General features: G+C 68.1%; 24 protein-coding genes. 10 read left to right on the top strand and 14 right to left on the bottom strand.

Annotation, left to right across the window (positions count from 1 at the left end):
• Nucleotides 1–30: 30 nt before the first annotated feature.
• Nucleotides 31–1,692, top strand: a complete 1,662-nt coding sequence (locus HDC34_RS07225) for a metallophosphoesterase (RefSeq protein WP_179556382.1) — start codon at nt 31–33, stop codon at nt 1,690–1,692.
• Here the strand turns inward: HDC34_RS07225 and HDC34_RS07220 are convergent.
• From HDC34_RS07220 to nrdH, 6 genes are all read right to left on the bottom strand, one after another.
• Nucleotides 1,662–2,195, bottom strand: coding sequence for a DUF6328 family protein (locus tag HDC34_RS07220; protein WP_179556381.1), 534 nt, complete (start codon nt 2,193–2,195; stop codon nt 1,662–1,664). The two genes, HDC34_RS07225 and HDC34_RS07220, sit on opposite strands and share 31 nt — an antisense overlap.
• Nucleotides 2,196–2,291: 96 nt before the next feature.
• Nucleotides 2,292–2,453, bottom strand: a complete 162-nt coding sequence (locus HDC34_RS07215) for a hypothetical protein (RefSeq protein ID WP_179556380.1) — start codon at nt 2,451–2,453, stop codon at nt 2,292–2,294.
• Between the two features lie 261 nt (nt 2,454–2,714).
• Nucleotides 2,715–3,698, bottom strand: a complete 984-nt coding sequence (gene nrdF, locus HDC34_RS07210; protein ID WP_104312409.1) for a class 1b ribonucleoside-diphosphate reductase subunit beta — start codon at nt 3,696–3,698, stop codon at nt 2,715–2,717.
• 80 nt (nt 3,699–3,778) lie between these two features.
• The gene (gene nrdE, locus HDC34_RS07205) at nt 3,779–5,905 is read right to left on the bottom strand and encodes a class 1b ribonucleoside-diphosphate reductase subunit alpha (protein WP_179556379.1); all 2,127 of its coding nucleotides are present in this window, start codon (nt 5,903–5,905) and stop codon (nt 3,779–3,781) included.
• Nucleotides 5,902–6,333 (bottom strand): class Ib ribonucleoside-diphosphate reductase assembly flavoprotein NrdI, encoded by a 432-nt coding sequence (gene nrdI / locus HDC34_RS07200; protein ID WP_104312411.1) that lies wholly within the window; start codon nt 6,331–6,333, stop codon nt 5,902–5,904. Before nrdI ends, nrdE begins: the two co-directional genes overlap by 4 nt.
• A gap of 48 nt (nt 6,334–6,381) precedes the next feature.
• Nucleotides 6,382–6,618 carry a glutaredoxin-like protein NrdH gene (gene nrdH / locus HDC34_RS07195; protein ID WP_068478736.1) on the bottom strand — a complete coding sequence of 79 codons (237 nt, stop codon included), beginning with the start codon at nt 6,616–6,618 and terminating at the stop codon, nt 6,382–6,384.
• A gap of 331 nt (nt 6,619–6,949) precedes the next feature.
• On the opposite strand from nrdH, the gene HDC34_RS07190 reads away from it, so the two are divergent.
• The 5 genes from HDC34_RS07190 to HDC34_RS07170 all read left to right on the top strand — a co-directional run bounded on the left by HDC34_RS07190 (nt 6,950) and on the right by HDC34_RS07170 (nt 11,407).
• Nucleotides 6,950–8,164: an MFS transporter gene (locus HDC34_RS07190; protein WP_104312412.1), complete on the top strand. Its 1,215-nt coding sequence runs from the start codon at nt 6,950–6,952 to the stop codon at nt 8,162–8,164.
• Between the two features lie 39 nt (nt 8,165–8,203).
• The gene (locus HDC34_RS07185) at nt 8,204–9,034 is read left to right on the top strand and encodes an aldo/keto reductase (protein WP_179556378.1); all 831 of its coding nucleotides are present in this window, start codon (nt 8,204–8,206) and stop codon (nt 9,032–9,034) included.
• A 104-nt stretch (nt 9,035–9,138) separates the two neighbouring features.
• On the top strand, nt 9,139–10,083 hold the full coding sequence (locus tag HDC34_RS07180; protein WP_179556377.1) for a DUF4349 domain-containing protein: 945 nt from the start codon (nt 9,139–9,141) through the stop codon (nt 10,081–10,083).
• A 107-nt stretch (nt 10,084–10,190) separates the two neighbouring features.
• Nucleotides 10,191–11,111, top strand: a complete 921-nt coding sequence (locus HDC34_RS07175) for a PRC-barrel domain-containing protein (protein WP_179556376.1) — start codon at nt 10,191–10,193, stop codon at nt 11,109–11,111.
• An 8-nt stretch (nt 11,112–11,119) separates the two neighbouring features.
• On the top strand, nt 11,120–11,407 hold the full coding sequence (locus HDC34_RS07170; protein WP_104312416.1) for a YciI family protein: 288 nt from the start codon (nt 11,120–11,122) through the stop codon (nt 11,405–11,407).
• A 70-nt stretch (nt 11,408–11,477) separates the two neighbouring features.
• Here the strand turns inward: HDC34_RS07170 and HDC34_RS07165 are convergent, their stop codons facing one another.
• Entirely contained in the window at nt 11,478–12,947 is a 1,470-nt protein-coding gene (locus tag HDC34_RS07165; RefSeq protein ID WP_179556375.1) for a DHA2 family efflux MFS transporter permease subunit, read from the bottom strand.
• A gap of 104 nt (nt 12,948–13,051) precedes the next feature.
• Here HDC34_RS07165 and HDC34_RS07160 point away from each other — a divergent pair, with 104 nt between their 5' ends.
• Nucleotides 13,052–13,438: a co-chaperone YbbN gene (locus HDC34_RS07160; RefSeq protein WP_179556374.1), complete on the top strand. Its 387-nt coding sequence runs from the start codon at nt 13,052–13,054 to the stop codon at nt 13,436–13,438.
• On the opposite strand, the gene HDC34_RS07155 is transcribed toward HDC34_RS07160, so the two are convergent.
• The 4 genes from HDC34_RS07155 to HDC34_RS07140 all read right to left on the bottom strand — a co-directional run bounded on the left by HDC34_RS07155 (nt 13,378) and on the right by HDC34_RS07140 (nt 17,174).
• The gene (locus HDC34_RS07155) at nt 13,378–14,325 is read right to left on the bottom strand and encodes an SDR family NAD(P)-dependent oxidoreductase (protein ID WP_179556373.1); all 948 of its coding nucleotides are present in this window, start codon (nt 14,323–14,325) and stop codon (nt 13,378–13,380) included. The two genes, HDC34_RS07160 and HDC34_RS07155, sit on opposite strands and share 61 nt — an antisense overlap.
• On the bottom strand, nt 14,322–15,149 hold the full coding sequence (locus HDC34_RS07150; protein WP_179556372.1) for a VOC family protein: 828 nt from the start codon (nt 15,147–15,149) through the stop codon (nt 14,322–14,324). Before HDC34_RS07150 ends, HDC34_RS07155 begins: the two co-directional genes overlap by 4 nt.
• A 52-nt stretch (nt 15,150–15,201) precedes the next feature.
• Entirely contained in the window at nt 15,202–16,290 is a 1,089-nt protein-coding gene (locus tag HDC34_RS07145; RefSeq protein ID WP_179556371.1) for a GNAT family N-acetyltransferase, read from the bottom strand.
• A gap of 101 nt (nt 16,291–16,391) precedes the next feature.
• Nucleotides 16,392–17,174: an alpha/beta hydrolase gene (locus tag HDC34_RS07140; protein ID WP_179556370.1), complete on the bottom strand. Its 783-nt coding sequence runs from the start codon at nt 17,172–17,174 to the stop codon at nt 16,392–16,394.
• A 638-nt stretch (nt 17,175–17,812) separates the two neighbouring features.
• Here HDC34_RS07140 and HDC34_RS07135 point away from each other — a divergent pair.
• The 3 genes from HDC34_RS07135 to HDC34_RS07125 all read left to right on the top strand — a co-directional run bounded on the left by HDC34_RS07135 (nt 17,813) and on the right by HDC34_RS07125 (nt 20,988).
• On the top strand, nt 17,813–18,016 hold the full coding sequence (locus tag HDC34_RS07135; protein WP_068478769.1) for a cold-shock protein: 204 nt from the start codon (nt 17,813–17,815) through the stop codon (nt 18,014–18,016).
• A gap of 236 nt (nt 18,017–18,252) precedes the next feature.
• Nucleotides 18,253–19,578 (top strand): Ig-like domain-containing protein, encoded by a 1,326-nt coding sequence (locus tag HDC34_RS07130; RefSeq protein ID WP_179556369.1) that lies wholly within the window; start codon nt 18,253–18,255, stop codon nt 19,576–19,578.
• 207 nt (nt 19,579–19,785) lie between these two features.
• Entirely contained in the window at nt 19,786–20,988 is a 1,203-nt protein-coding gene (locus HDC34_RS07125; RefSeq protein ID WP_179556368.1) for a TetR/AcrR family transcriptional regulator, read from the top strand.
• Nucleotides 20,989–21,039: 51 nt separating this feature from the next.
• On the opposite strand, the gene HDC34_RS07120 is transcribed toward HDC34_RS07125, so the two are convergent.
• The 3 genes from HDC34_RS07120 to HDC34_RS07110 form a co-directional block, all read right to left on the bottom strand.
• Complete coding sequence (locus HDC34_RS07120) at nt 21,040–21,492, bottom strand: DUF1622 domain-containing protein (protein ID WP_179556367.1); 453 nt, start codon at nt 21,490–21,492, stop codon at nt 21,040–21,042.
• A gap of 18 nt (nt 21,493–21,510) precedes the next feature.
• Nucleotides 21,511–22,707, bottom strand: coding sequence for an MFS transporter (locus tag HDC34_RS07115; protein WP_258068233.1), 1,197 nt, complete (start codon nt 22,705–22,707; stop codon nt 21,511–21,513).
• Nucleotides 22,708–22,775: 68 nt separating this feature from the next.
• Nucleotides 22,776–23,768, bottom strand: a complete 993-nt coding sequence (locus HDC34_RS07110) for an iron chelate uptake ABC transporter family permease subunit (protein ID WP_308807283.1) — start codon at nt 23,766–23,768, stop codon at nt 22,776–22,778.
• Nucleotides 23,769–23,815 lie beyond the last annotated feature (47 nt).

Below are 23,815 nucleotides of genomic sequence, written 5' to 3'. Positions count from 1 at the left end.
CGGAGCGGCTCAGATGACGGAATGGGGCGTGTGAGCGACGAGATCGGACTGCTGTGCGAGCCGTACCTGCTGCTGCCGGACGAGACAGGTGTCGAGGTCGCCTGGGTGACCGATCGGAGGCCGCGCGCGAGCCGCCTGGTCTTCGCGCCGTGGGAGCTTGCCGACCGCCTCGAGCAGCTGAGCCCGGACGAGCTGCTGGATGCGTCGATCGGCGGCGAGCTTCCCGCCGCTGTCTGGGTGCAGGCCGCCAGCACGCGCCTGTCCGCGATGGCCGAAGACCGAGAGAGCGTGCTCCCGGCGCGGCTGGTCGACCTTCGTCTCGCCTTGGAGAGCGGCGAGACAAGCGGCGTGACCGTGCCACGCGAGGTGTGGCGGATCGCCGCGAGAGCGACGGGCCTCGAACCCGGGCGGGCGTACGCGTACCGAGTTGCCAGCTCCGGGGTCGCATCCGACGTCGCCCGCCTGTCAGCCGCTCCCCCGGCCGGTGCACCCATGCTCAGGCTGCTGCTGACCAGCGACCATCAGCTCGGAGCGACGGTGCCCGCCACGATGAAGCAGGCGATCGCCGCAACCGGGCGCTTCGACGCCGTGCTCTACGCGGGCGACTTCGTGAATGTCCCCGACCGCGCGTCAGAGTGGTTCGATGACGCCCGCGGCTCGGCGTTCTTCCCCTCGATGCGAGGCATCCTGCCCAACACGCCGATGCTCTCGGTTGTCGGCAACCATGAAGTCCAAGGGACGCGAGAGGCCGGGGCCACGCTCGCGGAATCGTTCGAGAGCGCGCTGCCGCTCGCCGTCAGCCCGGACGGCCTGAGCCTCTCGAACTACGAGATGCTGTTCCCGTCCCCGTCAGGGTCGCGCTTCTTCGCCATCACCTTCGGCGGCGTGCGCATCATCGCGCTCAGCGCGGCGCGTGTCTGGCGTTCCGAGCGCGCGGAGGAGCACCCCGAGGACCGTGTCGCCTCGAGCAGGTACCAGGAGTCGCGCGACGTGCTCGACGACCCGCTCGCCCAACGCTACGGTTCGCACATCATCGACGACCTGAGCGCAGGGAGCCCGCAGTACAACTGGCTGCGACGCGAACTGCGGAGTCCGGAGTTCGCCGAGGCGAGGTTGCGGATCGTCGTCATGCACGAGAGCCCGCACAGCATCGGCGTGAACGCGATGCCGCACTTCGCGCATCCCGTTCGCCTCGAGGAGCGGGATGCGACTGGGCAGGTGACCGGGGTGCGCTACGACTACCCGTCGAGCGAGAACATCCTGCTTCGCGACGTCGCGCCGCTGCTGGAAGCGGCACGCGTCGAGCTCGTGATCGGCGGGCACTCCCACCTCTGGTCGAGGTTCACGTCGCCAGCGGGCGTGCACTACCTCGAGACCTCGCACGCGGGCAGCACCCACGGCGCGTTCGAGGGTGGCGGCGGACGGCACCGCGCCCGCCCGCCTCGCCTCTGGAACGCCCACGACGCCCTCGCTCAGGGCGACCCGGGCGGCCTCACCCCCATCGTGCCGAACATCCGCCCCCGGTTGGGACCCGAAGACCAGCCGCTCCCGTACATCGCCGACCCCGAGCTGAGTGTCTTCAGCGTCCTGACCGTGTCAGCGGATGCGGGTGCGAAGGTCTCGAGCTACGTGGTCGACTCGCGCACCCCGGACGCCCCCGCTCAGCTCTTCGACGCGTTCCCGCTGGGATAGTCATCAACGGCGCGGTCACGTGCGGCCCGGAGGAGCTTGGGGCCGAAGGTCCACAGCAAGACGGCGAGCACGGCGATCCCGCCGCCGGCCCATAGGCCGGCGGTGGGTGAGACGACGAAGTCGAAGACGAAGAGCACGATGCCGACGAAGAGGAGCGTGGCTGCGACGAGGCAGACGAGGAGGATCACGCTCCCCGCGTGCACGAGCTGGGCTTTCGCGCGCTCCTGGAACAGCACTCGGTGCAGCATGACCGGCGCCAGGGCCAGCAGGGTGACGACGACGGCGAAGATGACGAGGCACAGGTAGAGCACGTGGTCGAACGTCCCGAGTTCGGTGAAGCGCTGCTGGAACGGCAGTGTCAGGAGGAACCCGGCCATGATCTGCGTGCCCGTCTGCAGGACGCGGAACTCCTGCATGAGCTCGTTCCAGTTGCGGTCGTAGCGCTCGTTCGGAGTCTCGTCGCGCCCGTCGTCAGGCGTGGTGGTGACCTCGTTGTCGACCATGACTTCTCCTGCGTTCCTGGAGGTGCCGGGTATCTCGTTGTGCTGGTGGTCCGGCGCTCCCCGAGCCGAGGGTCGGGGGCGCGCCGGACTCGCCGGTCAGGAGAGGTCGCTGACGCCGTCCTGGCGTCGGCGGTCCTGCGAGCCCTCGTCATCGACGGCGCCGCCGCCCGCTTCGAAGGTCTCGTCGCGGCGCTCCTGGCGGTGCTCCTCCTGGTGCTCGTGCTCCTCGCGAAGTTCCTCGTTCTTGTCGTGTCCCATGGGATCTCCTTCGATCGTGCTCGGGGGGACCGTGCTCGCCCTCCGGCGGCGGGGTGCCGCTGCCCAGAGCGTAGCGCGCGCGGCCTGGATCGGACCAGAAGTCGGACTCCCCAAAGCCACACAGAGCTCGACGCAACGAGCCCCGGGGTGTGGGCTGCGGGAAGAAAGTCAGGGCGTGTTGTCGGGAGAGACACCGCGAGGCGGCACCGGCCAGGTTCCTGGTCGGTGCCGCCTCGCGGGTGGCGCTGCGGGGGCCTGGGGTTAGAAGTCCCAGTCCTCGTCCTCGGTGTTGACGGCCTTGCCGATGACGTAGGAGGAGCCGGACCCGGAGAAGAAGTCGTGGTTCTCGTCGGCGTTCGGCGAGAGCGCCGACAGGATCGCCGGGTTCACGTCGGTGACGCTGGAGGGGAACATGGGCTCGTAGCCGAGGTTCATGAGCGCCTTGTTGGCGTTGTAGTGCAGGAACTTCTTGACGTCCTCGGCCAGGCCGACTTCGTCGTAGAGGTCGTGCGTGTACTGCACCTCGTTCTCGTACAGCTCGAAGAGCAGCTCGAAGGTGTAGTCCTTCAGCTCCTGGCGCTTGGCCTCGTCGACGAGCTCGAGGCCCTTCTGGAACTTGTACCCGATGTAGTAGCCGTGCACTGCCTCGTCACGGATGATGAGGCGGATGAGGTCGGCCGTGTTGGTGAGCTTCGCGTGGCTCGACCAGTACATGGGCAGGTAGAAGCCCGAGTAGAACAGGAACGACTCCAGCAGCGTCGACGCGATCTTCCGCTTGAGCGGGTCGTTGCCGTGGTAGTAGTTCATGACGATCTGCGCCTTGCGCTGCAGATTCTCGTTCTCCGTGGACCAGCGGAACGCGTCGTCGATCTGCGGCGTGCTCGAGAGCGTCGAGAAGATCGACGAGTAGCTCTTGGCGTGCACCGACTCCATGAACGCGATGTTCGTGTAGACGGCCTCCTCGTGCGGCGTCAGCGAGTCAGGGATGAGGCTGACAGCGCCAACGGTTCCCTGGATCGTGTCGAGCAGCGTGAGCCCCGTGAAGACGCGCATCGTGAGCGTCTGCTCGGCCGGCGTGAGCGTGTTCCACGACTGCACGTCGTTCGACAGCGGCACCTTCTCCGGAAGCCAGAAGTTGTTGACGAGTCGGTTCCAGACCTCGACATCCTTCTCATCCGGGATGCGGTTCCAGTTGATCGCCTCGACTTTTTGGAGGAGGTGGCTCGTCTCGACCTGCGGGTTCATCTGCGTGAGTTCTTTTCTGTCGCGTTCGTGCGGGAATAGTCGGGCATTCGCCCGGAGGCCGGCCTGGCCGAGGAGTGCTGTTACAGCATGCAGCTGACGCAGCCGTCGACCTCGGTGCCCTCGAGCGCGAGCTGACGAAGACGGATGTAGTAGATCGTCTTGATGCCCTTCTTCCACGCGTAGATCTGCGCGCGGTTGATGTCGCGGGTCGTCGCCGTGTCCTTGAAGAACAGCGTCAGCGACAGGCCCTGGTCGACGTGCTGCGTCGCCTCCGCGTACGTGTCGATGATCTTCTCGTAGCCGATCTCGTAGGCATCCTCGAAGTACTCGAGGTTGTCGTTCGAGAGGTACGGCGCCGGGTAGTAGACGCGGCCGAGCTTGCCTTCCTTGCGGATCTCGATCTTCGACGCGATCGGGTGGATCGACGAGGTCGAGTGGTTGATGTAGCTGATCGACCCGGTCGGCGGCACAGCCTGGAGGTTTCGGTTGTACATGCCGTGCTTCTGCACGAGCTCGCGCAGCTCAGCCCAGTCGGCCTGGGTCGGGATGTGCATGCCCTCGAAGAGCTCGCGGACGCGTTCCGTCTTGGGAGCCCACTCGACGTCGACGTACTTGTCGAAGAACTCGCCCGTCGCGTAGGTGGAGCGCTCGAAGCCGGCGAAGGAGCGGCCGCGCTCGGTCGCGATGAGGTTCGAGGCACGGATCGCGTGGAACACGACCGTGTAGAAGTACATGTTCGTGAAGTCGAGAGCCTCTTCCGAACCGTAGAAGATGCGCTCGCGTCCCAGGAATCCGTGCAGGTTCATCTGGCCCAGGCCGATGGCGTGCGACTCGTCGTTGCCCCTCGCGATGGACGGCACCGAGGCTATGTGGCTCATGTCGCTCACAGCGGTGAGACCGCGGATGGCCGTCTCGACGGCCGTCGCCAGGTCGCGGGAGTCCATGGCCGCCGCGATGTTCATCGAACCCAGGTTGCAGGAGATGTCGTTGCCGATGGTCTCGTAGCCGAGGTCGTCGGTGTAGGTCGTCGGCGAGTTGACCTGGAGGATCTCCGAGCAGAGGTTCGACATGTTGATGCGGCCCTCGATGGGGTTCGCACGGTTCACCGTGTCCTCGTACATGATGTACGGGTAGCCGGACTCGAACTGGATCTCGGCGAGCGTCTGGAACAGCGTGCGTGCGCTGATCTTCGTCTTCTGGATGCGCGCGTCGTCGACCATCTCGTAGTACTTCTCCGTGACGGAGATGTCGCCGAACGGCTTGCCGTAGACGCGCTCGACGTCGTACGGGGAGAAGAGGTACATGTCCTCACCCCGCTTGGCGAGCTCGAACGTGATGTCGGGAACCACGACGCCGAGCGAGAGCGTCTTGATGCGGATCTTCTCGTCGGCGTTCTCGCGCTTCGTGTCGAGGAACCGCATGATGTCCGGGTGGTGCACGTTGAGGTACACGGCTCCGGCACCCTGCCGCGCGCCGAGCTGGTTCGCGTAGGAGAAGGAGTCCTCCAGCAGCTTCATGATCGGGATGATGCCAGAGGACTGGTTCTGGATCTGCTTGATCGGAGCGCCGGACTCGCGGATGTTGGAGAGGTTGAAGGCGACGCCACCGCCGCGCTTGGAGAGCTGCAGCGCGGAGTTGATGGAGCGGCCGATGGACTCCATGTTGTCCTCGATGCGGAGGAGGAAGCAGGAGACGAGCTCGCCGCGCTGCTTCTTGCCCGTGTTGAGGAACGTGGGGGTTGCCGGCTGGAAGCGACCGGCGATCATCTCGTCGGCGAGCGAGGTTGCGAGCGCCTCTTCACCCTGCGCGAGGCCGAGCGCGACCATGAGCACGCGGTCCTCGAAGCGCTCGAGGTAGCGCTTGCCATCGAACGTCTTCAGGGCATACGAGGTGTAGAACTTGAACGCGCCGAGGAACGTGGGGAAGCGGAACTTCTTCGCGTAGAGGCGGTTGCGGAGCTGCTCGATGAACGAGTGGGAGTACATCGCGAGCGTCTCGGGCTCGTAGTACTCGTTCTCGACGAGGTACTCGAGGCGCTCTTCGAGGTCGTGGAAGAAGACCGTGTTCTGGTTGACGTGCTGGATGAAGTACTGGTGAGCGGCTTCGCGGTCCTTGTCGAACTGGATCTGGCCGTTCTCGTCGTACAGGTTGAGCATCGCGTTCAGCGAGTGGTAGTCGAGCGTGTTCGCCGCCGTTGGTGCGTTCATCGTGATGACACTTGCGTCGTCGAGAGCGGTTGTTGCTGCCAAAACCTGTCCAATCCAGAGTTGACTGCGGCGACGTCGTCTGGCGTGCCGAAGAGTTCGAAGCGGTAGAGCGTGGGTACGCCGCACTTCGCGGAGATGATGTCGGCTGCCAGGCCGTAGCCCTTACCGAAGTTCGTGTTGCCGCCGGCGATGACGCCGCGGAGGAGCTCGCGATTGCGCGGCTCGTTGAGGAACCTGATGACCTGCTTGGGGACGGCCCCGCGCCCATCTCCCCCACCGTAGGTGGGGAGGATGAGCACGTAGGGCTCGTCCGCGACAAGCTGGGGTTCGCTCGGGAAGAGCGGGATGCGGCTCGCTGGCCGCTCGAGCTTCTCGACGAAGCGACGCGTGTTCTCTGAGACGCTCGAGAAGTAGATGAGCCCGGTCATGGGTGCAGTCCCTTCTTCAGCAGCGGCGAGAGCAGCGCGGTGCGACGGCTAGGCCGTGGCGAGAGCAGCCAGCTGGCTGATCTTGTCGGGACGGAAGCCCGACCAGTGGTCGTCACCGGCGATGACGACGGGAGCCTGCATGTAGCCGAGCTCCTTGACGGTCTGGAGTGCCTTCTCGTCGGCCGATACGTCGAAGATCTCGTACTCGATGCCCTGCTTGTCGAGGGCACGGTAGGTGGCGGTGCACTGCACGCATGACGGCTTGCTGTAGACGGCGATTGCCATGGGTTTTCTCCTGGTTCCTAAGTGCTTGGGAGTGCTATTCGTGCAGTGCGGTGAACGCGTCTCGCCCGGTCTTCCGCGGCCCTGCCGGAGCAGTCTCACGCGGTGCCAGGTGGATGAACCCCCGTTGTGTCGCAGTTTCCCGCGGCCACTACATCTTGTGCTCGATGAGGCTACCACCACTAGATGCGGTGTTACAACCGTGTAGTTCTCCACAAGTCCTCCACAGAAAATGCCCCTGTTTCCGGCGTTTCTCCACCGGTTTTCGGCGGTTGTGCACAGTCTGTCCCCAACCACCGACATTCTGTGTCTGAGGCGTACGATTGTCGGCGCTGTGACGAACTACGCGACTGTACTCAGAACCCCTGGCCTGGCACGACTCCTGCTCTCGCAGCTCGTCGCCAGGTTCCCCGCCGGCATGCTCTCGCTCGCGATCCTCATGCACATCGAGGACACGTACTCCAACTTCACCTCGGCCGGTGTCGTCCTTGCCGCGTTGAGCATCGGCCAGGCGGTCTCCGGACCGGTGGCGGGTCGCCTCATGACGTTCTGGGGCATGCGCCCCGTTCTCATCGCGACGATGGTCGCGTGCTCCGTGTCGCTCACGGCCCTCGCCCTCTGGCCGCCGGTGCTCTGGCAGGCCGCGATCATCGCCGTCCTCGCCGGCCTCACCATCCCTCCCGTCTCCCCTGCCGTACGGACCATCTACCCCAAGGTGGTCAACGCGGCCCTCCTCTCTCGGCTCTTCTCCCTCGACGCCTCCCTCCAGGAGGTCATCTGGGTCATCGGCCCGGTCGCCACCACGGCCGTCGCGTTCGCGATCTCCCCCGCCGCCGGCATCCTCGTCGCGGCCGGCATCCTGCTCCTCGGCGGCCTCTGGTTCGTGGCAGCGCCCGAGGTGGGGAAGGTCCGCATCCCGAAGTCGAGGAGGAGGGCCGGGGCGGTGCTCCGCAATCCCGTGGTCGTTCTCATGTCGATCATCGGCGCGCTGCTCGTCGGCGCCTGCTCCGCCATCGAGGCAGCCGTCGTCGCCGAGTTCGGGCACGAGCGAGCCGAGACCGGGATACTGCTGGCGGTGTTCGCCGTGGGCTCCCTTGTCGGAGGCCTCGCGTTCGGACACCTCCCGCTGGCCCCAGCGTCCTTAGCGCGCCGCATGGGCATCGTGTTCCTCGGCATCGGTCTCGCACTCATCTCGACGAACCCGATCTGGCTCGGTGCGGCGTTCTTCGTGAGCGGCCTCGGCATCGCGCCGGTCTTCTCCGGCAGCTTCTCGGCCGTGTCCTCGAGCGTCAGGTTCAGCGAGAGCGCAGAGTCGTACGGATGGATGGCGACCGGCCAGCTCATCGGCGCCGCCGCAGGCTCCGCGCTCGCCGGCATCGCCAACGACCTCGCCGGCTCTCTCGGCGGCTTCCTCGTCAGCGCGGCCTTCGCGCTCCTCGGCGCGGCCGTCGCGCTCGTCTGGCGTCGGAGCATCCCGGACCTCCGCGGCACCGACATCGCTCCGCGCCCCGACACCGAGCCGATGAACATCCTGAACGCGCCCTCCTGATCGACCCTCGCTCAGCCGCACGCCGAACGAAAGGCCTCCATGACCTCGCCGCTCTCCCCCAGCCTGACCATGAACGACGGCATCGAGATCCCGCAGCTGGGGCTCGGGGTCTACAAGGTGCCTGACGAGGAGGCGACGCGAGTCGTCGTCGACGCCATCGACCTCGGCTACCGCCACATCGACACCGCCGCGTTCTACGACAACGAGGTGGGCGTGGGGCGCGGCATCCGCGAGAGCGGCGCGTCTCGCGATGGCCTGTTCGTCGCGACGAAGGTCTGGCACGACCGGCACGGCTTCGACGAGACGCTCGCCTCGTTCGACGAGAGCCTCGAGCGGCTCGGGCTGGACTACGTGGACCTCTACCTCATCCACTGGCCAGCCCCCGCGCAGGACCGATACGTCGAGACGTGGCGAGCCCTCGAACGGCTGCGCGACGAGGGCCGTGCCCGCTCGATCGGCGTCTCGAACTTCAAGGGGCATCACCTCGACCGCCTGGCCGCGGAGACCGGCACCGTCCCGGCCGTCAACCAGATCGAGCTGCACCCCCGGCTGCCGCAGACCGAGACGCGCGCCTACAACAGCGCCCACAGCATCCTGACGGAAGCGTGGTCCCCGCTCGCCAGAGGCACGCTGCTCCAGGAGCCCGCGCTCGTCGCACTCGCCGAGAAGCACGGCAAGACCGTCGCTCAGGTGGTGCTGCGATGGCAGCTGGACCTCGGCAACGTCGTCATCCCCAAGTCCGTCCACCGCGAGCGGCTCGCCTCGAACCTCGAGGTCTTCGACTTCACCCTCGACGCCGAGGACCTCGCCGTGATCGCCGCACTCGAGTCCGGCGAACGGACCGGCAAGGACCCCGACCTCTTCTTCTGAGCGCCTCTCCCCCGGCGCAGATCGAACGCGGCGCCCTCCTCGACGCGCGTTCTCTGGGGGAACTCGGAGCGCGGCCGGCCCCTACAGGTGCTTGCATGACAGCTATGCGCACCACATTGAGGCGGCTCGGAGCCGCGACCGCCCTCACCCTGTCGGCCCTCCTGCTCGCCGGATGCGCAGGCAATGGCACCTCCTCGGCCGAGTCCGCCGGGGCTCCGCAAGGAGTCGCGCAGGAAGACGCCGGCCAGGCCCCCATGACGGGCGCCACCGAGGAGAATCGCGATGTCGTGACGACGGGGTACGTGGGGATCCACACAGGTGACGTGCCGGGCGTTCGAGAGCAGGTCGAGGCTCTCGTCAAGGCACGCGACGGGCGCATCGACGCTCGGTCGGAGACCGGTGGGGACTTCATCTCCGCGCAGCTGACAGCCCGCGTCCCCGCTGACGACTACGACGCGTTCATCACCGAGCTGCGCGACGTCGGCGATGTCGTCTCGGTCGAGACCTCGGCGGTCGACGTGACCCTGCAAAAGACGGACATGTCCTCCCGGGTGGCGACGCTGGAGGCCTCGGTCACCTCCCTGCGGGGAATGCTCTCCTCAGCGACGGAGGTCGACGACCTCCTTGCGATCGAGACGACGCTCACCGAGCGCACCGGCGAGCTGCAGAGCCTGCGCGCACAGCTCGAAGTGCTCGAGGAGAGCATCGCCTACTCGACCGTGTCCATCTCGATCTCGAGCGACGCACCATCGCCCGGCGGTGAGCCGGCCGGGTTCCTGGCGGGACTGCGTGATGGCATGGCTGCCCTGTTCCGCGGATTCGCGGCCTTCTGGACCGCGTTCGGCTTCGCGTTGCCCGGCCTCGTCCTCCTGACCGTCCTTGGCGCCGCGGCATGGCTCATCGTGCGGCTCAGCGTGAAGGGTGCCGGGCAAAGGGCCGCCCGGCGAGCGGCAGCGCCGGGCGGCCCGAACCACGCACCTGCGGGCCCACAGGCCTCGACGGGGCCCTCGGCATCCGGGGAGACGGCGCCGCCCGGAGCCTCGTCCTAGCCGCGACTCGGCGAGCGCACCGCCGCGATCGCTAGTCTTGTGCAGGTCTCTCGCGCGCAGGCCGGCGCGAGCGACCCGCCACATCCACGTTGACCGAGGAGCACAGCATGGCTGCCGACGACACGAACACCAAGTTCGACCCTGATTTCGAGCCGGGCGACGACGACACGACGCGCATCGACGCCACCGGGGCCCCCGAGCGGGGCCTGACCGACGCCGAGGTCGCTGGCGGACTCGAGGACGACCCGATCGCGCCCCCGCAGCAGGTCGACGAGGGCTCCGACTCCCTGACGGCGGACGGCCCCGCTCTCAGCGGGGAGAGCAACGCCGCCGCAGAGCTGAAGGCGCACGAGGCCAAGCTCACCCGCATCTTCCAAGCGACGGTCTTCGGCCCCGGCGACGAGCGCATCGGCCGTGTCGGCCAGGTGTACCTCGACGACCAGACTCGCGACCCGAACTGGGTCACCGTCAAGACGGGCCTCTTCGGCACCAAGGAGTACTTCATCCCGCTCGACCTCGCGGAGCTCGACGAGAAGCGGATCCTCGTCCCGTACGCGAAGTCGCTCGTGACGAGCGCGCCGAGCACCGAGGTCGACCAGAACCTCAGCCCCGCCGAGGAGGACGCTCTCTACGTGCACTACGAGGTTCCCGGTCGCATGCCCGAGAACGGCACTGAGACGAGCCTCGTCGAAGGCGGGAGCGAGCTGCGCCCCGGCAGCGCTCCGGTCGTCTTCGAGGGAAGCAGCGACGACATCGGCGAGACCGACGAGGCGACCCTGGCCGAGGATGCGCTGCTCGCCGAGTCCGTCTCGGATTCGGCGTTCGACACTGAAGCCAGCCTCGACGCCCACGAGACGGCGGCACCGCTGCTCACCGCCGATGACGACGACACTCGCCTCATCGCGACGGCCGAGGCAGCGGCCGACGATGACGAGTTCGAGGCGCCCACCGTCAACGAGTGGGAAGAGATCGGCTTCCAGCGCCCGAACGACGAGACGACCGACCCGAGCACCACCGACCGCACCTAGGAGCCTCCGTGCCTATCTTCGCCACGATCTATCACTACGACGACGATTCAGACGCGACCCGCGATGAGCACCGCCCCGCGCACCGAGCCTGGCTCGGCGAGCAGAAGGATGCGGGCATCCTGAAGGCCTCAGGCCCGTGGGCAGCACCCCACGCCGGCGCGCTGCTCCTGTGGGAGAGCGACGACGAAGCGTCGCTGCGCGAGCTGATCCCCGCCGATCCGTTCGCGCAGGTCGGCGTCATCCGCCAGACCGATGTCTACGAGTGGACCCCGGTCTTCGGTCCGTTCGTCCCGTAACCGCACGAACCTCGTCGGACGAAGCCGGTCGCCGCACTCGCGGCGGCCGGCTTCGTCTCGGTTCGGTCGCCTATGCGCGGCTCTCGGCCCGCGCGGTCTCCTCGACTCGGGGCTTCTCGAAGAAGAGCACGATGACCGCCCCAACGACGAACGCAGCGATCGGCAGGAGCAGCGCCTGCCCCATCGCGGTCGAGAAACCCTCGGCGACTGCGGCGGGCAGCTCGCCGCTGCTCTGCTCGGCAGCCTCCGCCGGCATCCCCGGCAGTTCAGCCGCGAGGCGCGAGCTGATGAGCGCCGCGATCGCGGCCGAGCCGAGCACGGACCCGACCTGGCGCGTCATGTTGTAGACCCCCGAACCCGCCCCCGCGAGCGCCGGCGGGAGGTTCCTCGTCGCGCTCGTCGCGAGCGGAGCCCAGAGGCCCGAGAGTCCGAGACCCAGGAATGCGGGCGGGATGAGCAGCTGCCAGAGCGGCCGATCCGCCGTCATGAGCAGCGACAGCCAGGCGAGCGACACGGCGACGATGAGGAAGCCGGCAAACGCGATCCAGCGCGGCTGGGTTCGGTCGGTGAGCCGGCCGACGAAGGGCGCCATGACTCCGGAGACGACCGCCATGGGCACGAGCATGAGCGCCGCCTGGGTGGGCTCGAGGGCACGCGCAGTCTGGAAGTAGAAGGCGATGGGCAGCGGCATGGAGACGATCGCGAGCCCGAGCACGGAGATAGCGAGGTTGGCGACCGTGAAGTTCCGGTCCCGGAAGAGACCGAGCGGCAGGAGGGGCTCCCTTCGATTGAAGCGCTGCCAGACCACGAAGCCGGCGAGCACGACACCGCCGGCCACGATGAGGCTCCACACCGAGATGGGTCCGGCGATCTGCCCCCAGTCGAAGGTCTGGCCCTCCTGGATGCCGAACACGAGCAGGAACAGGCCGACGGCGCTCAGCACGACCCCGAGCCAGTCGAAGGAATGCGCTTTCGTCTCGAGGCTCGGCACGAGGCGCCAGGCCAGGATGAACGCCACGACGCCGACCGGCACGTTCACGAAGAAGATCCACTCCCAGCCGAGGCCGTCGACCAGGAACCCTCCGAGGATGGGCCCGACCAGCGTGGCGACGCCGGCGACCGCACCCCAGAGGCCCATCGCGGCGCCGCGCTTGTCTGGCGCGAAGATCCGGGTGATGACGGACATGGTCTGCGGTGTCATGAGCGCGGCGCCGAGGCCCTGGACCGCGCGGGCGGCGATCAGGGTTCCGATGTCTCCCGACAGGCCGCACCAGAGGGAGGCGAGCGTGAACACGACGAGGCCGATGAGGTAGATGCGCTTGGGCCCGAAGCGGTCGCCGAGCCGGCCGGTGATGAGGAGCGGCACGGCGTAGCTGAGCAGGTAGGCGCTGGTGACCCAGATGACCGCGGTGATGTCGGTCTGCAGGTCCCGCAGGATCGAGGGGTTCGCGATGGAGACGATCGTGGAGTCGACCAGGATCATGAAGAAGCCGATGACGAGGGCCCAGAGGGCGGGCCAGGGGCGGGAGACAGTTTCCACGAGGGTGGATGCTACGCCCCTCGCGAAGGCCACGTTCAGAGCTTGCGGAATAGCGTGACTGCTGGGGGCGTTGTGCTCCCCGTACGCCCCGAGATAGGAGACGCATGGCAACCATCGACATCACCACTGAGACGTTCAAGGACACGGTCGACTCCTCGGGCATCGTGCTCGTGGACTTCTGGGCAGAATGGTGCGGCCCGTGCCGTCAGTTCGGTCCCATCTACTCCGCCGCGTCGGAGCGCCACGACGACATCACGTTCGCGAAGGTCGACACCGAGAGCAACCAGGAGCTGTCCGCTGGCCTGCAGATCACGTCTATTCCGACGCTGATGGCATTCCGTGACGGTGTGCTGCTCTACCGCGAGCCCGGTGCGATGCCCCTCGCCGGGGTGGAGAAGCTCATCGAGGCGCTCGAGAACGTCGACATGGATCAGGTCCGCGCCGAGATCGCCGAGAAGTCGGGCGCGGCGCCGGCGAGCGACGCGCAGTAGTCCCAGAGGCGCTCGCCCAGCTCGCTGTCGTAGCTGCGCCAGTGCGAGGTGCCCAGCACCGGGCGCCCTCGCGTGAGACGGGCCGGGACGATGGTCTCCCCGCCACGGAGCTCCGGGTCGGTCACGGCCCGGAGCTGGCACAGGGCGCCATCATCCTTGCCCTGGGCAGCGAAGGCGAGCAGCCCGTCGATGGCGCGCTTGCCCACCGAGGGTTCGTGCACGCCCGCTATGGTCGGCGTGAGCCCACCCGTCGAGTATCCCGGATGCGCGACGAGGCTCCGCACGTGCCCGCCGGCGCCGCGCGCCCGCCGATCGCCCTCGATGGAGAGCACCTGCGTCGCGAGCTTCGACTGCGCATACGCGTTCCACGACGTGTAACCGCCGCGCAGCTGCACGTCCTGCAGGTGCGCGCGAGTCAGGGCGGGCGCGATGCTGCCGAGCCACACGACCGCCGCGCTCTCGCGGAGCGCTTCCCCCGCCGTCAGGCGGCTCAGCAGGGCGAAGTGTCCGAGCACGTTGGTCGCGAAGACCCGCTCGATGCCGTCGCTCGTCGTCTCGCGATCTGCGGGCGGATGAACGACACCGGCGTTGAGCACGACGCCGTCGAACCCGCCTCCGCCGCTCTGCCCATCGAGCAGCGTCTGCGCGGCAACTTCGACCTCCCCCAGCTCGGCGATGTCGAACGGCAGCGTGGTGGTGAGGTCAGGACGTCCGGTCCCGGCTGCAGCCGCGGCGAGGCGCGTGGCGCTGCGGCCCGTGATGACCACGTCCGCGCCCCGTCCGACGAGGCTCCTCGCCGTGAAGAAGCCGAGCCCCGTCGAGGCCCCGGTGATCAGGTAGCGGCGACCCGTCAGGTCATGCGGCCCGTACTCGATGGGTGCCCTCACTCTCCAGCCCCTTCCATCGCCTCGACCAGGCAGAAGCCCGCGCCGAACGGATCGACGAGGTTCGCCATCCTTCCGAAGGGGGTGTCCGCGGGCTCGCCGAGCACGTCTGCCCCGAGGCTGCGAGCTCTGGACGTGGCTTCATCGACGGAGGGCGTCACGAAGTACACGACCCACTCGGCGTCTGGCCGCTGCGCTGCACCCCTGGTGCCGGTCCCGCTCCAGGCCGATTCCTCGAAGGCACCGAAGCGTGCATCCTCACCGTCCGGCCTCGGCCCGAACTGCGTGTACCGGAACTCGGGCGGCCCAGCCATGGGGTGCGGGTCGAACCCCGTGGCCGCCGCGTAGAACTCGGTCGCCTCGTCCAGCTCGGTCGTGTGCAGCTCGAACCACGCGGTGGTACCAGGCTCACCCCAGGCGTCGAAGCCTCGGCGGCCACCGGGCTGCCAGAGTCCGAACGTCGCGCCTTGCCGGTCGGCGAGCAGCGCCATCCGCCCCTGCTCCATGACATCGCTCGGCTCGACGAGCGATGACGCGCCCGCACCGAGGGCGCGTGCGTGGGCCGCTTCGATATCCGGTGCCACGAAGTACACGATCCACGAGGCCCGCTGGCCGGACTCGGCCGCACCGAGCCCGCCGACGACTGCTGAGCCACCGTCGGGGAGGCGACCGGCCTCGATCAGGTGGTAGTGCCCGCTTTCCGGACCCATGTCCTCCAGCGTCCAGCCGAGAACCGCGGAATAGAAGGACGCCGACCCCCGCGGGTCCGATGTCGCGAGTTCCACCCAGCAGGGGTCCCCTGCGTCGAAGCGCTCGTATCTGGGCATCGTCTGCTCCTCACCGCTGAACGAGAGATTGGATGCACCGAGTCTAGAAGCGTCAGATCTCCACTGCCGGTGAGGCGCTGAGGTCGTAGCCGAAGGCGTAGAGGTGCACAACGATGCCGGGGGCCACTTCCTTCGGGCCCTCACGGTCGGTGAGATGCACGAATCCGAGGCGTTCGTAGAGGCGGTGGGCGCCGAGCATCTCCGGCCCGCTGTTCATGACCACGCGCGATGCCCCGCGGTCACGGCCGAGCGCGATGACGTGGCCGGCGAGCGCCTGACCGATGCCTCGGCCTCGGGCTTCAGGAGCGACCGCGAGCATACGGAAGTCCAGCTCTCCCGGCCGGGCGAGCTGGGAGATCCGCTCCCCAGGCCTCGGCGTCCACACCGAGCCGAGGATCTGCCCGGTAGCGATATCCTCGGCCACCCAGACCTCATCGCGTCGCGCGCGGCTGGCGGCGTCGCGCAGGTCCTCCGCGTAGCTCGGCGTCACCTCGTAGTCGTTGCTGTAGGCACGCTCGGTGAGCCTGCCGATGGCTTCGATCTCACCGTGTCTGACCAGGCGAATGCGGATGCCCTCGGTCTGCGTCAGGTCGTAGCGGTAGGCCAGCTCCACGCGGGCGGTCTCGTCCTCGGTGTCCCGGCCCTTCACCCTGGCGAATCCGACACGCTCGGCCAGCCGTCTGGCCTGCGTGTTCGCGGCACCGACGTCGAGGACGACCGCCCTCGCGCCACCCCGGCGGGCGAGCTCGAGGCCGGCGTGGACCAGGGCATCCGCAACTCCCGCGCCTCGCGCTTCGGGAGCCACCGCGGTGAAACGCAGCTCGGCCTCGTCCCCGCGTGCGAGACGTGCGGGGTCCGTTCCGGCGCGAAGGACCGTCGTCGTCCCGATCACCATGGAGGCCTGCGATTCGCTGCCATCGGCGACCGCCACGAGCACCGTGCCGGCCTCGCTTCGCGCGACGACGTCCCGCTCCGCAGGTCGGCGCCACTCGCGCCACCGTGCGCTGCCGTGGGAGCCAGCGTCGAAGGAGCGAACCGTCAGCGCCCCAACGGCCTCGAATTCGTCCACTCGGGCTTCTCGGACGACGAAGCTGCCCGGGTTCGTGTTCGTGCGTGGCTCGACGCTAGCTGCGACGCTCATAGACCATCCAATACTTCTCCGGGCTCGACGCGCCCGTATGTGCAACTGTCCAGCATACGACGACGCCGCGCGCAGTCGCTCAGACAGCGGGCGAGCGGCGATCAGTTCGCGTCGTCGACCGGCGTGATCACGCGGTGGGAGCCGGTCGCGGGATGCGCCGCCCGCGCACGCACCGCGGCGAGCTGTGCCTCGACGATGTCGGCGACGAGAGCGAGCGCCCGCTCCTCGAACTGCTCATGCTCGTCCGCAGCCACATGCTGCGCGTCGACGTGCCGCAGCCAGGACGTGGTCGCTCGGACCGATGCGGGTGTGTAGCCCATGGACTCGGCCAGGGGCCCACCGAACAGGAAGGCAACGGGCACCCGCAGCCCTGACAGGGCGTCGCGCGAACCGGACCCGGTGCCCTCGGTCACGCCGGCGCGCTCCTCAGACGGCCCGATACCACCGTTGACCAGCACGAGCGCCCCCACACGATCTGGATGCGCTCCGGCGACGGCGACGGCGAGGTCTGCGGCGTCCGCAGCTCCGACAAGCACTGCGCGCTCGATGGAGAAGTGGTCGAGCAGTTGAACGACAGCCGGGATGCTGGTCGACGGAGCAACCTCTGACCTCTGGGCCCAGCCGAGGTCGTCGAGAGACGGCGCAAGCACGTGCGCGTCCGGAAGCAGCTCGGCGAGGGCTCCCGCGGTCACCGAACGTCGCTCATCGAGGACCAGGAGGTTGTCGTGCTTGCGCCCTTGGGAGGAGAGCCACTCGAGGACTTCGACGGGACCCCCGTCGAGCTCCACGCGCCGTCCTCCGAGCCCGGATGCACGGTCGGACCGCCGTGCCGCGTGGAGGGCGCGGAGCGCGCGCACGGGCGAGATTGCCTCATCACCCGTCATGCGATCCACTCCTTCGCTGGCTCTCAATGGTACGCATTCACGCTCCAGCGTAGACGCGGTGGCGCCCGCCCGGCCGTTCCGAGGCAGAGGGAGCGCTCGGTCGAGCATTCCAACTCACGCTCGTCGGATGCCGGTTCATCACTGAGGTCAACCTAACCCCTGAGAAGCGCCGCATGTCCAACATCACCACCTGGACCGCGTTCCGAAAGCACCGGTCACCTTCTGCGGGTACCGGAAACTCGGCAATGTCGACGCCACCCAGAGCTGACCAGACGGTGGGTTTCCGGCCTATGACCCCGCGTGACGATTTTCGCCTGAATTCGCCCGCGATAGCGGGCGCAGAGCGTGATAGCGTTGGGCTTACGCGCTGAGTGTCGGGAAGCCGTCCAGTAGCACCGCAGTGAATACGGGTCGAGCGCGCGCCCCATCCGAATCGGAACTGCCCCCAGACAGCACCGACCCAAGTACTTATCCACCCCTGATCTTTGCTCGTTCACGCTGTCGTGAACAGCAACCCGAATCGCTCCAGATTCGGACAGCGCAGTCCTGCGCGAAATAGACCGTGCCTAATAAGCACAGATCCGTACGCGGATCAATCGCCCGAAGTACGGGCTGCATAACAATGAAGGAAGAAAAACATGGCAACTGGCATCGTGAAGTGGTTCAACGCAGACAAGGGCTACGGCTTCATCGCTCCGGACGACGGAACGCCCGACGTCTTCGCGCACCACTCCGCAATCGACGTCCAGGGTTTCCGCACGCTTGAAGAGAACCAGCGCGTGGAGTTCGATGTGACCCAGGGACCCAAGGGTCTCCAGGCCGAGAGCATCCGCCCGCTCTAAATACAGGCTCTCAGCGGTCCTCGTCCTCCGACGAGCTGACCACGCCCAGCGAGTGCGACCTTCGGGTCGCACTCGCTGTGTTTGTATGCGGACGCAGCTCCGGGTTGGTGAGCTATCGAAGCGGACTAAATCCGGCACCACCCTCCCCTGAGATGCGGGCACTCGACGAGGCTCCTGCCTACCCTGTTCGGGCCGCGCGCCATGCCGCGCGCACCACACCGACTTCAGGGGGAAGATTGAGCGCAACACAGACGAACCGAGCGGAACACCGCAGAACCAGCCTCGCTCTCGCGACAACGCTCGCCGCGAGCACACTCGCCATCGGCGGCGGCATCACCACGGCGGGTGCCGCGGAAGCGGACTTCACCTATCCGACCGCGATCGATCCCTCGTCGATCACGATCACGACCAACAGCGGCTCATCGACGGAGGAAGCGAAGAAGTGGGATTGGCTCCGCATCGACGCAGAATGGTCAGTCCCAACTGGGGCGACGGCGGGTGAGACGTTCGGCATCACGCTCCCCTCGGAATTCGGCATAGCGGGCGCCGGCACGTTCTCGATCTCCGCGCCGGAGGACCCGGACACGACCGTCGCGAACTGCACCGTCAGCGACGATGACGCCCCGGTGGTGACCTGCACCCTCACCGACCGCGTCGACGCGCTCCAGGACGTTGCCGGCGACCTGTGGTTCTGGGCCGAGGCGAGCGAGGTCACGGAGAAGGACGGACTGGACTTCGTGGTCGACGGCGTCGTGACGGTTGTCCCCCTCCCCGGCGGCGGTATCGGCGTCCCGGCCGGTGAGCCGCCGGTGACGTCGCTGGTCAAGGACTCCTTCCCGATCACGGCCAGTGGCAGCATGACGTGGCGCATCTACGTGCCCGGTTCGCAGTTCGCCGGCCAGGAGACGTTGACGATCACGGATGCGCTCAATGCTGGCGCAGGATTCGCGCCCCACGAGATCGATCCCGGGTCGTTCTCCTTCGCCGCAGCCACGGGGGACGGCGAACTCACGGACGTCGACCCGTCCGAGTACTCCGTCTCGGTGAGTGATGACCTGCTGAGCTACACCTTCACGTTCGCGGGTCCGATCACGTCTGACGCTCGATACCGCCTCATGTACACGACCACCGCAACGGGCCCTCTCGTGCTCGGGCAGAAGTTCGGCAACAGCGCGAACGTCGACGGCAGCACCGTCGAGCACATCACGACGGTCAAACAGCAGGGCGGCGGAAACGGCACGGGAACGCCTCCGACGACGCCGACACCGACACCGACTGCCACGCCGACACCGACGCCGACTGCCACGCCGACGCCAACCACCACGCCGACGCCAATGCCGACACCAACCGCCACGAAGACACCGACACCGACACCAGCCCTCACGCCGACGCCAACGAGTGCCTCGCATCCTCCTGTGACGCCGACGATCACGCCTGCTCCGGGGAGCAGCCTCGCGACGACCGGAGCCGAGACTCTGGCACCGTTCGCAGCGGCTGCAGCGGCCTTGCTCCTGGTGGCCGGTGCAATGCTCCTTGCACGCACCAGGCGCTCGCAGCCCTAACGCGCGAGCTCTCGAATGCCACCCTGTCCTCGACAGGGTGGCATTCGTCGTTCACGGACGACACCGTTCGCGCTCCGCAGATCGGGTGTGTTCGAAGAAGAACCACCGGTAGGACGGGTATCCTTCTGAGGCGAGAGGCGAACCCCCGAGCGCCGAAGACCTCGTTCACTACCAGCACCAGATCTTGAACGGAGCAACACCCCCTCCATGACCACTCCCCCCACGTGGCCTCACACTCCGACAATCCGCCCCAAGGACCGCAAGCAGCGCATCGAGTCGGCCGCCACGCAGGCGTTCGCGCTTCGGGGCTACCACCAGGTGAGCATGAGCGACGTGGCTGCCTCGGTCGGCATCTCCGCCCCGGCCCTGTACCGCCACTTCGCCAACAAGTACGACCTGTTCAAGCACACGGCCTTCGGTATCGTCGACGCCGTCGAGGGCGCAACGGATGACGTCACCGAGACCACCGTCGCCGCCGGTGCCCCCGCCGAGGAGCGGGCTGCTGCGCTCATCCACGCGACGCTCGACAGTCTCATCAAGTGCCGAGGGACCGGCGAGATCATCCGCTGGGAGTCTCGCTACCTCGAACCGGCCGACCGCGCCTCGGTGGACCAGCGCCTCGCGAAGGTCTACGGACGCTTTTCGAGCGTGCTGAAGGAGCTGCGTCCAGGCTTGAGCAGCGAGGACCGCGCGCTGCAGAGCCGGGCGGCGTTCGCTGTGCTCGCGAGCGTGTCCATGCACCGGACGAGCATCTCCGCGGCGACCTCCGAGTACTTGCGCACTGCCTCGCAGCGTGCCCTCGACGCCGACCTCCCCGAGACGGAGGCGTACGTCGCTCCTGCCGCCACGGGGATCCCGTCGACCGCCAAGCGCGAGCAGATCGTCGCGCACTCGATCGACCTGTTCTTCGCGCGGGGATACAACCTCGTCAGCATCGAGGAGATCGGCGGTGCCGTCGGCATCACGGCCTCCGGGGTGTACCGGCACTTCGAGAGCAAGAGCGGGATCCTCGCAGCCGCCTGCTCCCGGGCCGCCGAGTACCTCGGTCAGGTGACGCGTGACGTGTTCGCGGCCGTCGATTCCAACGATGCCGCGTTGGATGGCCTGATCGACGCGTACGTCGAAGCACAGCTCGCGCACCACAAGCTGCTGCAGGTCTACATCGCCGAGTCGACGAACCTCAGCGACGAAGAGCGTGAGCGCCTGCTGGCCCTGCAGCGGGACCACATCGAGGAGTGGGCTGGGCTGCTGCGCGCGGTCAAGCCGCAGTTCTCCGCCTCCGAAGCCCGCTGCATCGCCCATGCCGGTTTCCACGTCGTCGACTCGCTCGGGCGTGTGCTCGCCTGGCAGGACACGCCGAGCAACCGCGCGCGCGTCGCGCACATGCTGCGCGCCGTCCTGGGCGTCTGACCCGCACCGCAGTCTGCGGCCCGCGCCTGGAACGGGCGCGGGCCGCAGCCGTCACCGCGGGTCGGTGCCGTGGACTCCCGCCGCTCCGTCCTCGCCGATGGGCGGGCGCCGCGCAGCTCGCACCTGATCGGCGAGCACCTGCGCGCCGCTCGTGGTGAGGGCCCGACGCCACGGCAGCACCCCCTCGATCTCGATCTGGATCGACATGCTCAGCACCGTCCGGATCACCACGATGAGTCCGAGGATGAGCGCGTCCTCCAGCGAGGGCTTCGACGTGATGGTGCGCACGAGGTCGGCGGCGACGAGCACCTCGAGCCCCAGGAGGATGCCAGCCCCGAGCGACGTGCGCAGCGTCGCAAGAGCGGCCGTTCCTCCCTGCCCGCGCAGGAGCGCCAAGCCGGCGAGCACGATCGCGACGATGATGCCGATGATGATCGCGGCGGCACCGAGGACCTCGACGACGACCGCCACGATCTCGAACACGCGGTCCATTGATTCCTGCATCCCAGCTCCCCTGTCTGCTTATTCGTGCCTGCGGTGGCGCCCGGCGAGCACACCAGCGCACAGGAACGCGACGATCCCCGCGACCGGCACCACGATGAGACCCACCCGCAGCGAGGTGGCATCGGCAAGCAGCCCCACGAGTGGCGGTGCCGCGAGGAACCCGAGTCGCATGAGCCAGGAGACGAGCGTGATAGCCGTGCCCGGCTTGAACCCGGGCAGCTCATCAGCCGTGTGCAGCGCGGCAGGCACGAGCGTCGCGATACCCAAGCCTGCAGCGGCGAACCCTGCGATGGTCCCGCCAACGCTCGGGAACAGCAAGGCGACCCCCATGCCCAGCGCCGTCACGAGACCACCCGCCTGCGCGACTCGGCGCTCCCCGAACCGGTCGACGAGGCGGTCCCCGAGCATCCGCCCGACGAACTGCGCGCCCACGAGCGCGATGAAGCCGAACGCGGCGAGCGCCTGAGGGGCATCGAGCGAGCCGGCGAGGTAGAGGGCCGCCCAGGTGCTGCCCGAGTCCTCGACCACCGAGCCGGCGACGGTCAGGAGGACAAGCGCGAGGAGCACGACGTACTTCGCCGACCCACCCCGAGACGCCGTGCCCGCTTGCACGACCCTGATTCCGGCAGTCGACACCTCGACGTCGTCGTGCTCTGGGCCCGGGATCATCCACCGGTACGCGAGAACCGCCACGATCGTGAAGAGCACGCCGCTGATGCCGAGGTGCAGCGGAAGGGGAACGTGCAGCGCCACGGCCGCCGCTCCCATGAGCCCGCCGAGCACTGCGCCGATCGACCAGATCGCATGGAATCCGTTGATGATGGAGCGCCCGAAGCGGCGCTGAACTCGCAGTCCGTGCGAGTTCTGCGCGACGTCGGTGAGCGCATCCGCCGCACCGCCGAGCGCGAACGCCGCTGCCAGCAGCAGCCCGTTCGGCGCGAAGCTCGCCGCGAACAAGGCGACGCTGGTGATCGCCGTGCCGGCCACCGCGAGGCGCGACGACCAGAAGCGGCGGATGAGCGCGGCCGCGGCGAGCCCTGCGAGGAGCGCGCCACTCGGATAGGCGGCGACGACGAGCCCGAACTCGACGTTGCTGAGCGCGAGCTCTGCTTTGAGCCCAGGATACCGAGGGAGGAGGTTCGCGAAGAGCGCCCCGTTGGTGAGGAACATGGCGGCGACGGCGATGCGCGCCCGCCGGTCAGCCCGGGAGGTCACTCCCCGACCGCGTCGTCGTGGTGCTTGCTGAGCATGATGCAATCCAAGCACAGCACGCGCGCCTCGCCCTACCGCCGGGCCTGCAGCGCCAGCAGGACGACCAGGTAGGCACCGCCCATGACGATCGTCACGACTCCCACCGGGACAGCGCCGCCGAGCGCGTGCTGCGCGACGAGGTCGGCCGCGAGCAGCAGCACTCCCCCGAGGACCGCGGAGGACAGAATCGGCACACCCGGCCCGCGCTCGAGACGCAGCGCGAGCTGCGGCGCCGAGAGCGCGACGAAGGCGATGGGGCCCGTCGCCGCGGTCACGACTGCCGTCAGCATGACGCCGACGATGAGCACTGCGAAGCGTGTCGGCTCGACCCGCACGCCGTGGCTCCTCGCGGTCTCGTCGCCCAGTTCGAGCTGCCGCAGCGGGCCGGCGAGCAGCGCGACGGCGGGCACGAGGAGGATCAGGATGACCGCGGCGGGCACCAGCTGCGACCACTGGGCGAGCGCAAGCGACCCGGCGCCCCAGATGGACGCCGTCATCGCGACCTCCGTCTGCGCGCGCAGGAGCATCCAGGTGTTGAGGGCGTGCAGGAAGGCCGTCACGCCGATGCCGACCACGATGAGGCGGAAGCTGCTGACACCTCCCCGACGTGCGAGGGCGTAGACCAGGATGGCCGTGAGCAGGCCGCCGGCGAGTGCTCCGAGTGCCGTCCCGACGAAGGTGCCCGCGCCGGCGATGATGACGATGACGGCACCCGTGTACGCGCCGGTCGAGAACCCGATGACGTCTGGCGAGCCGAGCGGATTCCTCGTCAGCGACTGGAAGAGCGCGCCGGAGACGGCGAGGGCCGCCCCGAACACGAGTGCCGCGACGACTCGCGGCGCTCGCCACTCGAGCACGACGGTCGTTGCGAAGCCGCCGTCGGGGACGAAGACCGCCTCGAGCACTTCGATGGGGGTGAGCGGGTACTTGCCGAGCCCGAGCGCCACGACGGCAAGCAGGACGGCGATGCCGCTGAGGATGAGCGTCACCACGACGGTGCGCCGCAGTCGGAGCTCGCGCGCCACCCTCGCAGGACCTGCGGGCCTCGACGGTCCAGGTCGATGATCGCGCC

This window comes from Pseudoclavibacter sp. JAI123 (genome assembly GCF_013409665.1).
Classification (GTDB): domain Bacteria; phylum Actinomycetota; class Actinomycetes; order Actinomycetales; family Microbacteriaceae; genus Pseudoclavibacter.
Note: the sequence above shows the minus strand (reverse complement) of the source record. Positions and strands in the feature narration are given on the sequence as shown.

Coding starts and splice junctions, on each gene's coding strand:
- HDC34_RS07220 (WP_179556381.1), bottom strand. CDS start 2,195: ATGGTCGACAACGAGGTCACCACCACGCCTGACGACGGGCGCGACGAG.
- HDC34_RS07215 (WP_179556380.1), bottom strand. CDS start 2,453: ATGGGACACGACAAGAACGAGGAACTTCGCGAGGAGCACGAGCACCAG.
- nrdF (WP_104312409.1), bottom strand. CDS start 3,698: ATGAACCCGCAGGTCGAGACGAGCCACCTCCTCCAAAAAGTCGAGGCG.
- nrdE (WP_179556379.1), bottom strand. CDS start 5,905: ATGAACGCACCAACGGCGGCGAACACGCTCGACTACCACTCGCTGAAC.
- nrdI (WP_104312411.1), bottom strand. CDS start 6,333: ATGACCGGGCTCATCTACTTCTCGAGCGTCTCAGAGAACACGCGTCGC.
- nrdH (WP_068478736.1), bottom strand. CDS start 6,618: ATGGCAATCGCCGTCTACAGCAAGCCGTCATGCGTGCAGTGCACCGCC.
- HDC34_RS07185 (WP_179556378.1), top strand. CDS start 8,204: ATGACCTCGCCGCTCTCCCCCAGCCTGACCATGAACGACGGCATCGAG.
- HDC34_RS07180 (WP_179556377.1), top strand. CDS start 9,139: ATGCGCACCACATTGAGGCGGCTCGGAGCCGCGACCGCCCTCACCCTG.
- HDC34_RS07175 (WP_179556376.1), top strand. CDS start 10,191: ATGGCTGCCGACGACACGAACACCAAGTTCGACCCTGATTTCGAGCCG.
- HDC34_RS07160 (WP_179556374.1), top strand. CDS start 13,052: ATGGCAACCATCGACATCACCACTGAGACGTTCAAGGACACGGTCGAC.
- HDC34_RS07150 (WP_179556372.1), bottom strand. CDS start 15,149: ATGCCCAGATACGAGCGCTTCGACGCAGGGGACCCCTGCTGGGTGGAA.
- HDC34_RS07145 (WP_179556371.1), bottom strand. CDS start 16,290: ATGAGCGTCGCAGCTAGCGTCGAGCCACGCACGAACACGAACCCGGGC.
- HDC34_RS07140 (WP_179556370.1), bottom strand. CDS start 17,174: ATGACGGGTGATGAGGCAATCTCGCCCGTGCGCGCGCTCCGCGCCCTC.
- HDC34_RS07135 (WP_068478769.1), top strand. CDS start 17,813: ATGGCAACTGGCATCGTGAAGTGGTTCAACGCAGACAAGGGCTACGGC.
- HDC34_RS07125 (WP_179556368.1), top strand. CDS start 19,786: ATGACCACTCCCCCCACGTGGCCTCACACTCCGACAATCCGCCCCAAG.
- HDC34_RS07120 (WP_179556367.1), bottom strand. CDS start 21,492: ATGCAGGAATCAATGGACCGCGTGTTCGAGATCGTGGCGGTCGTCGTC.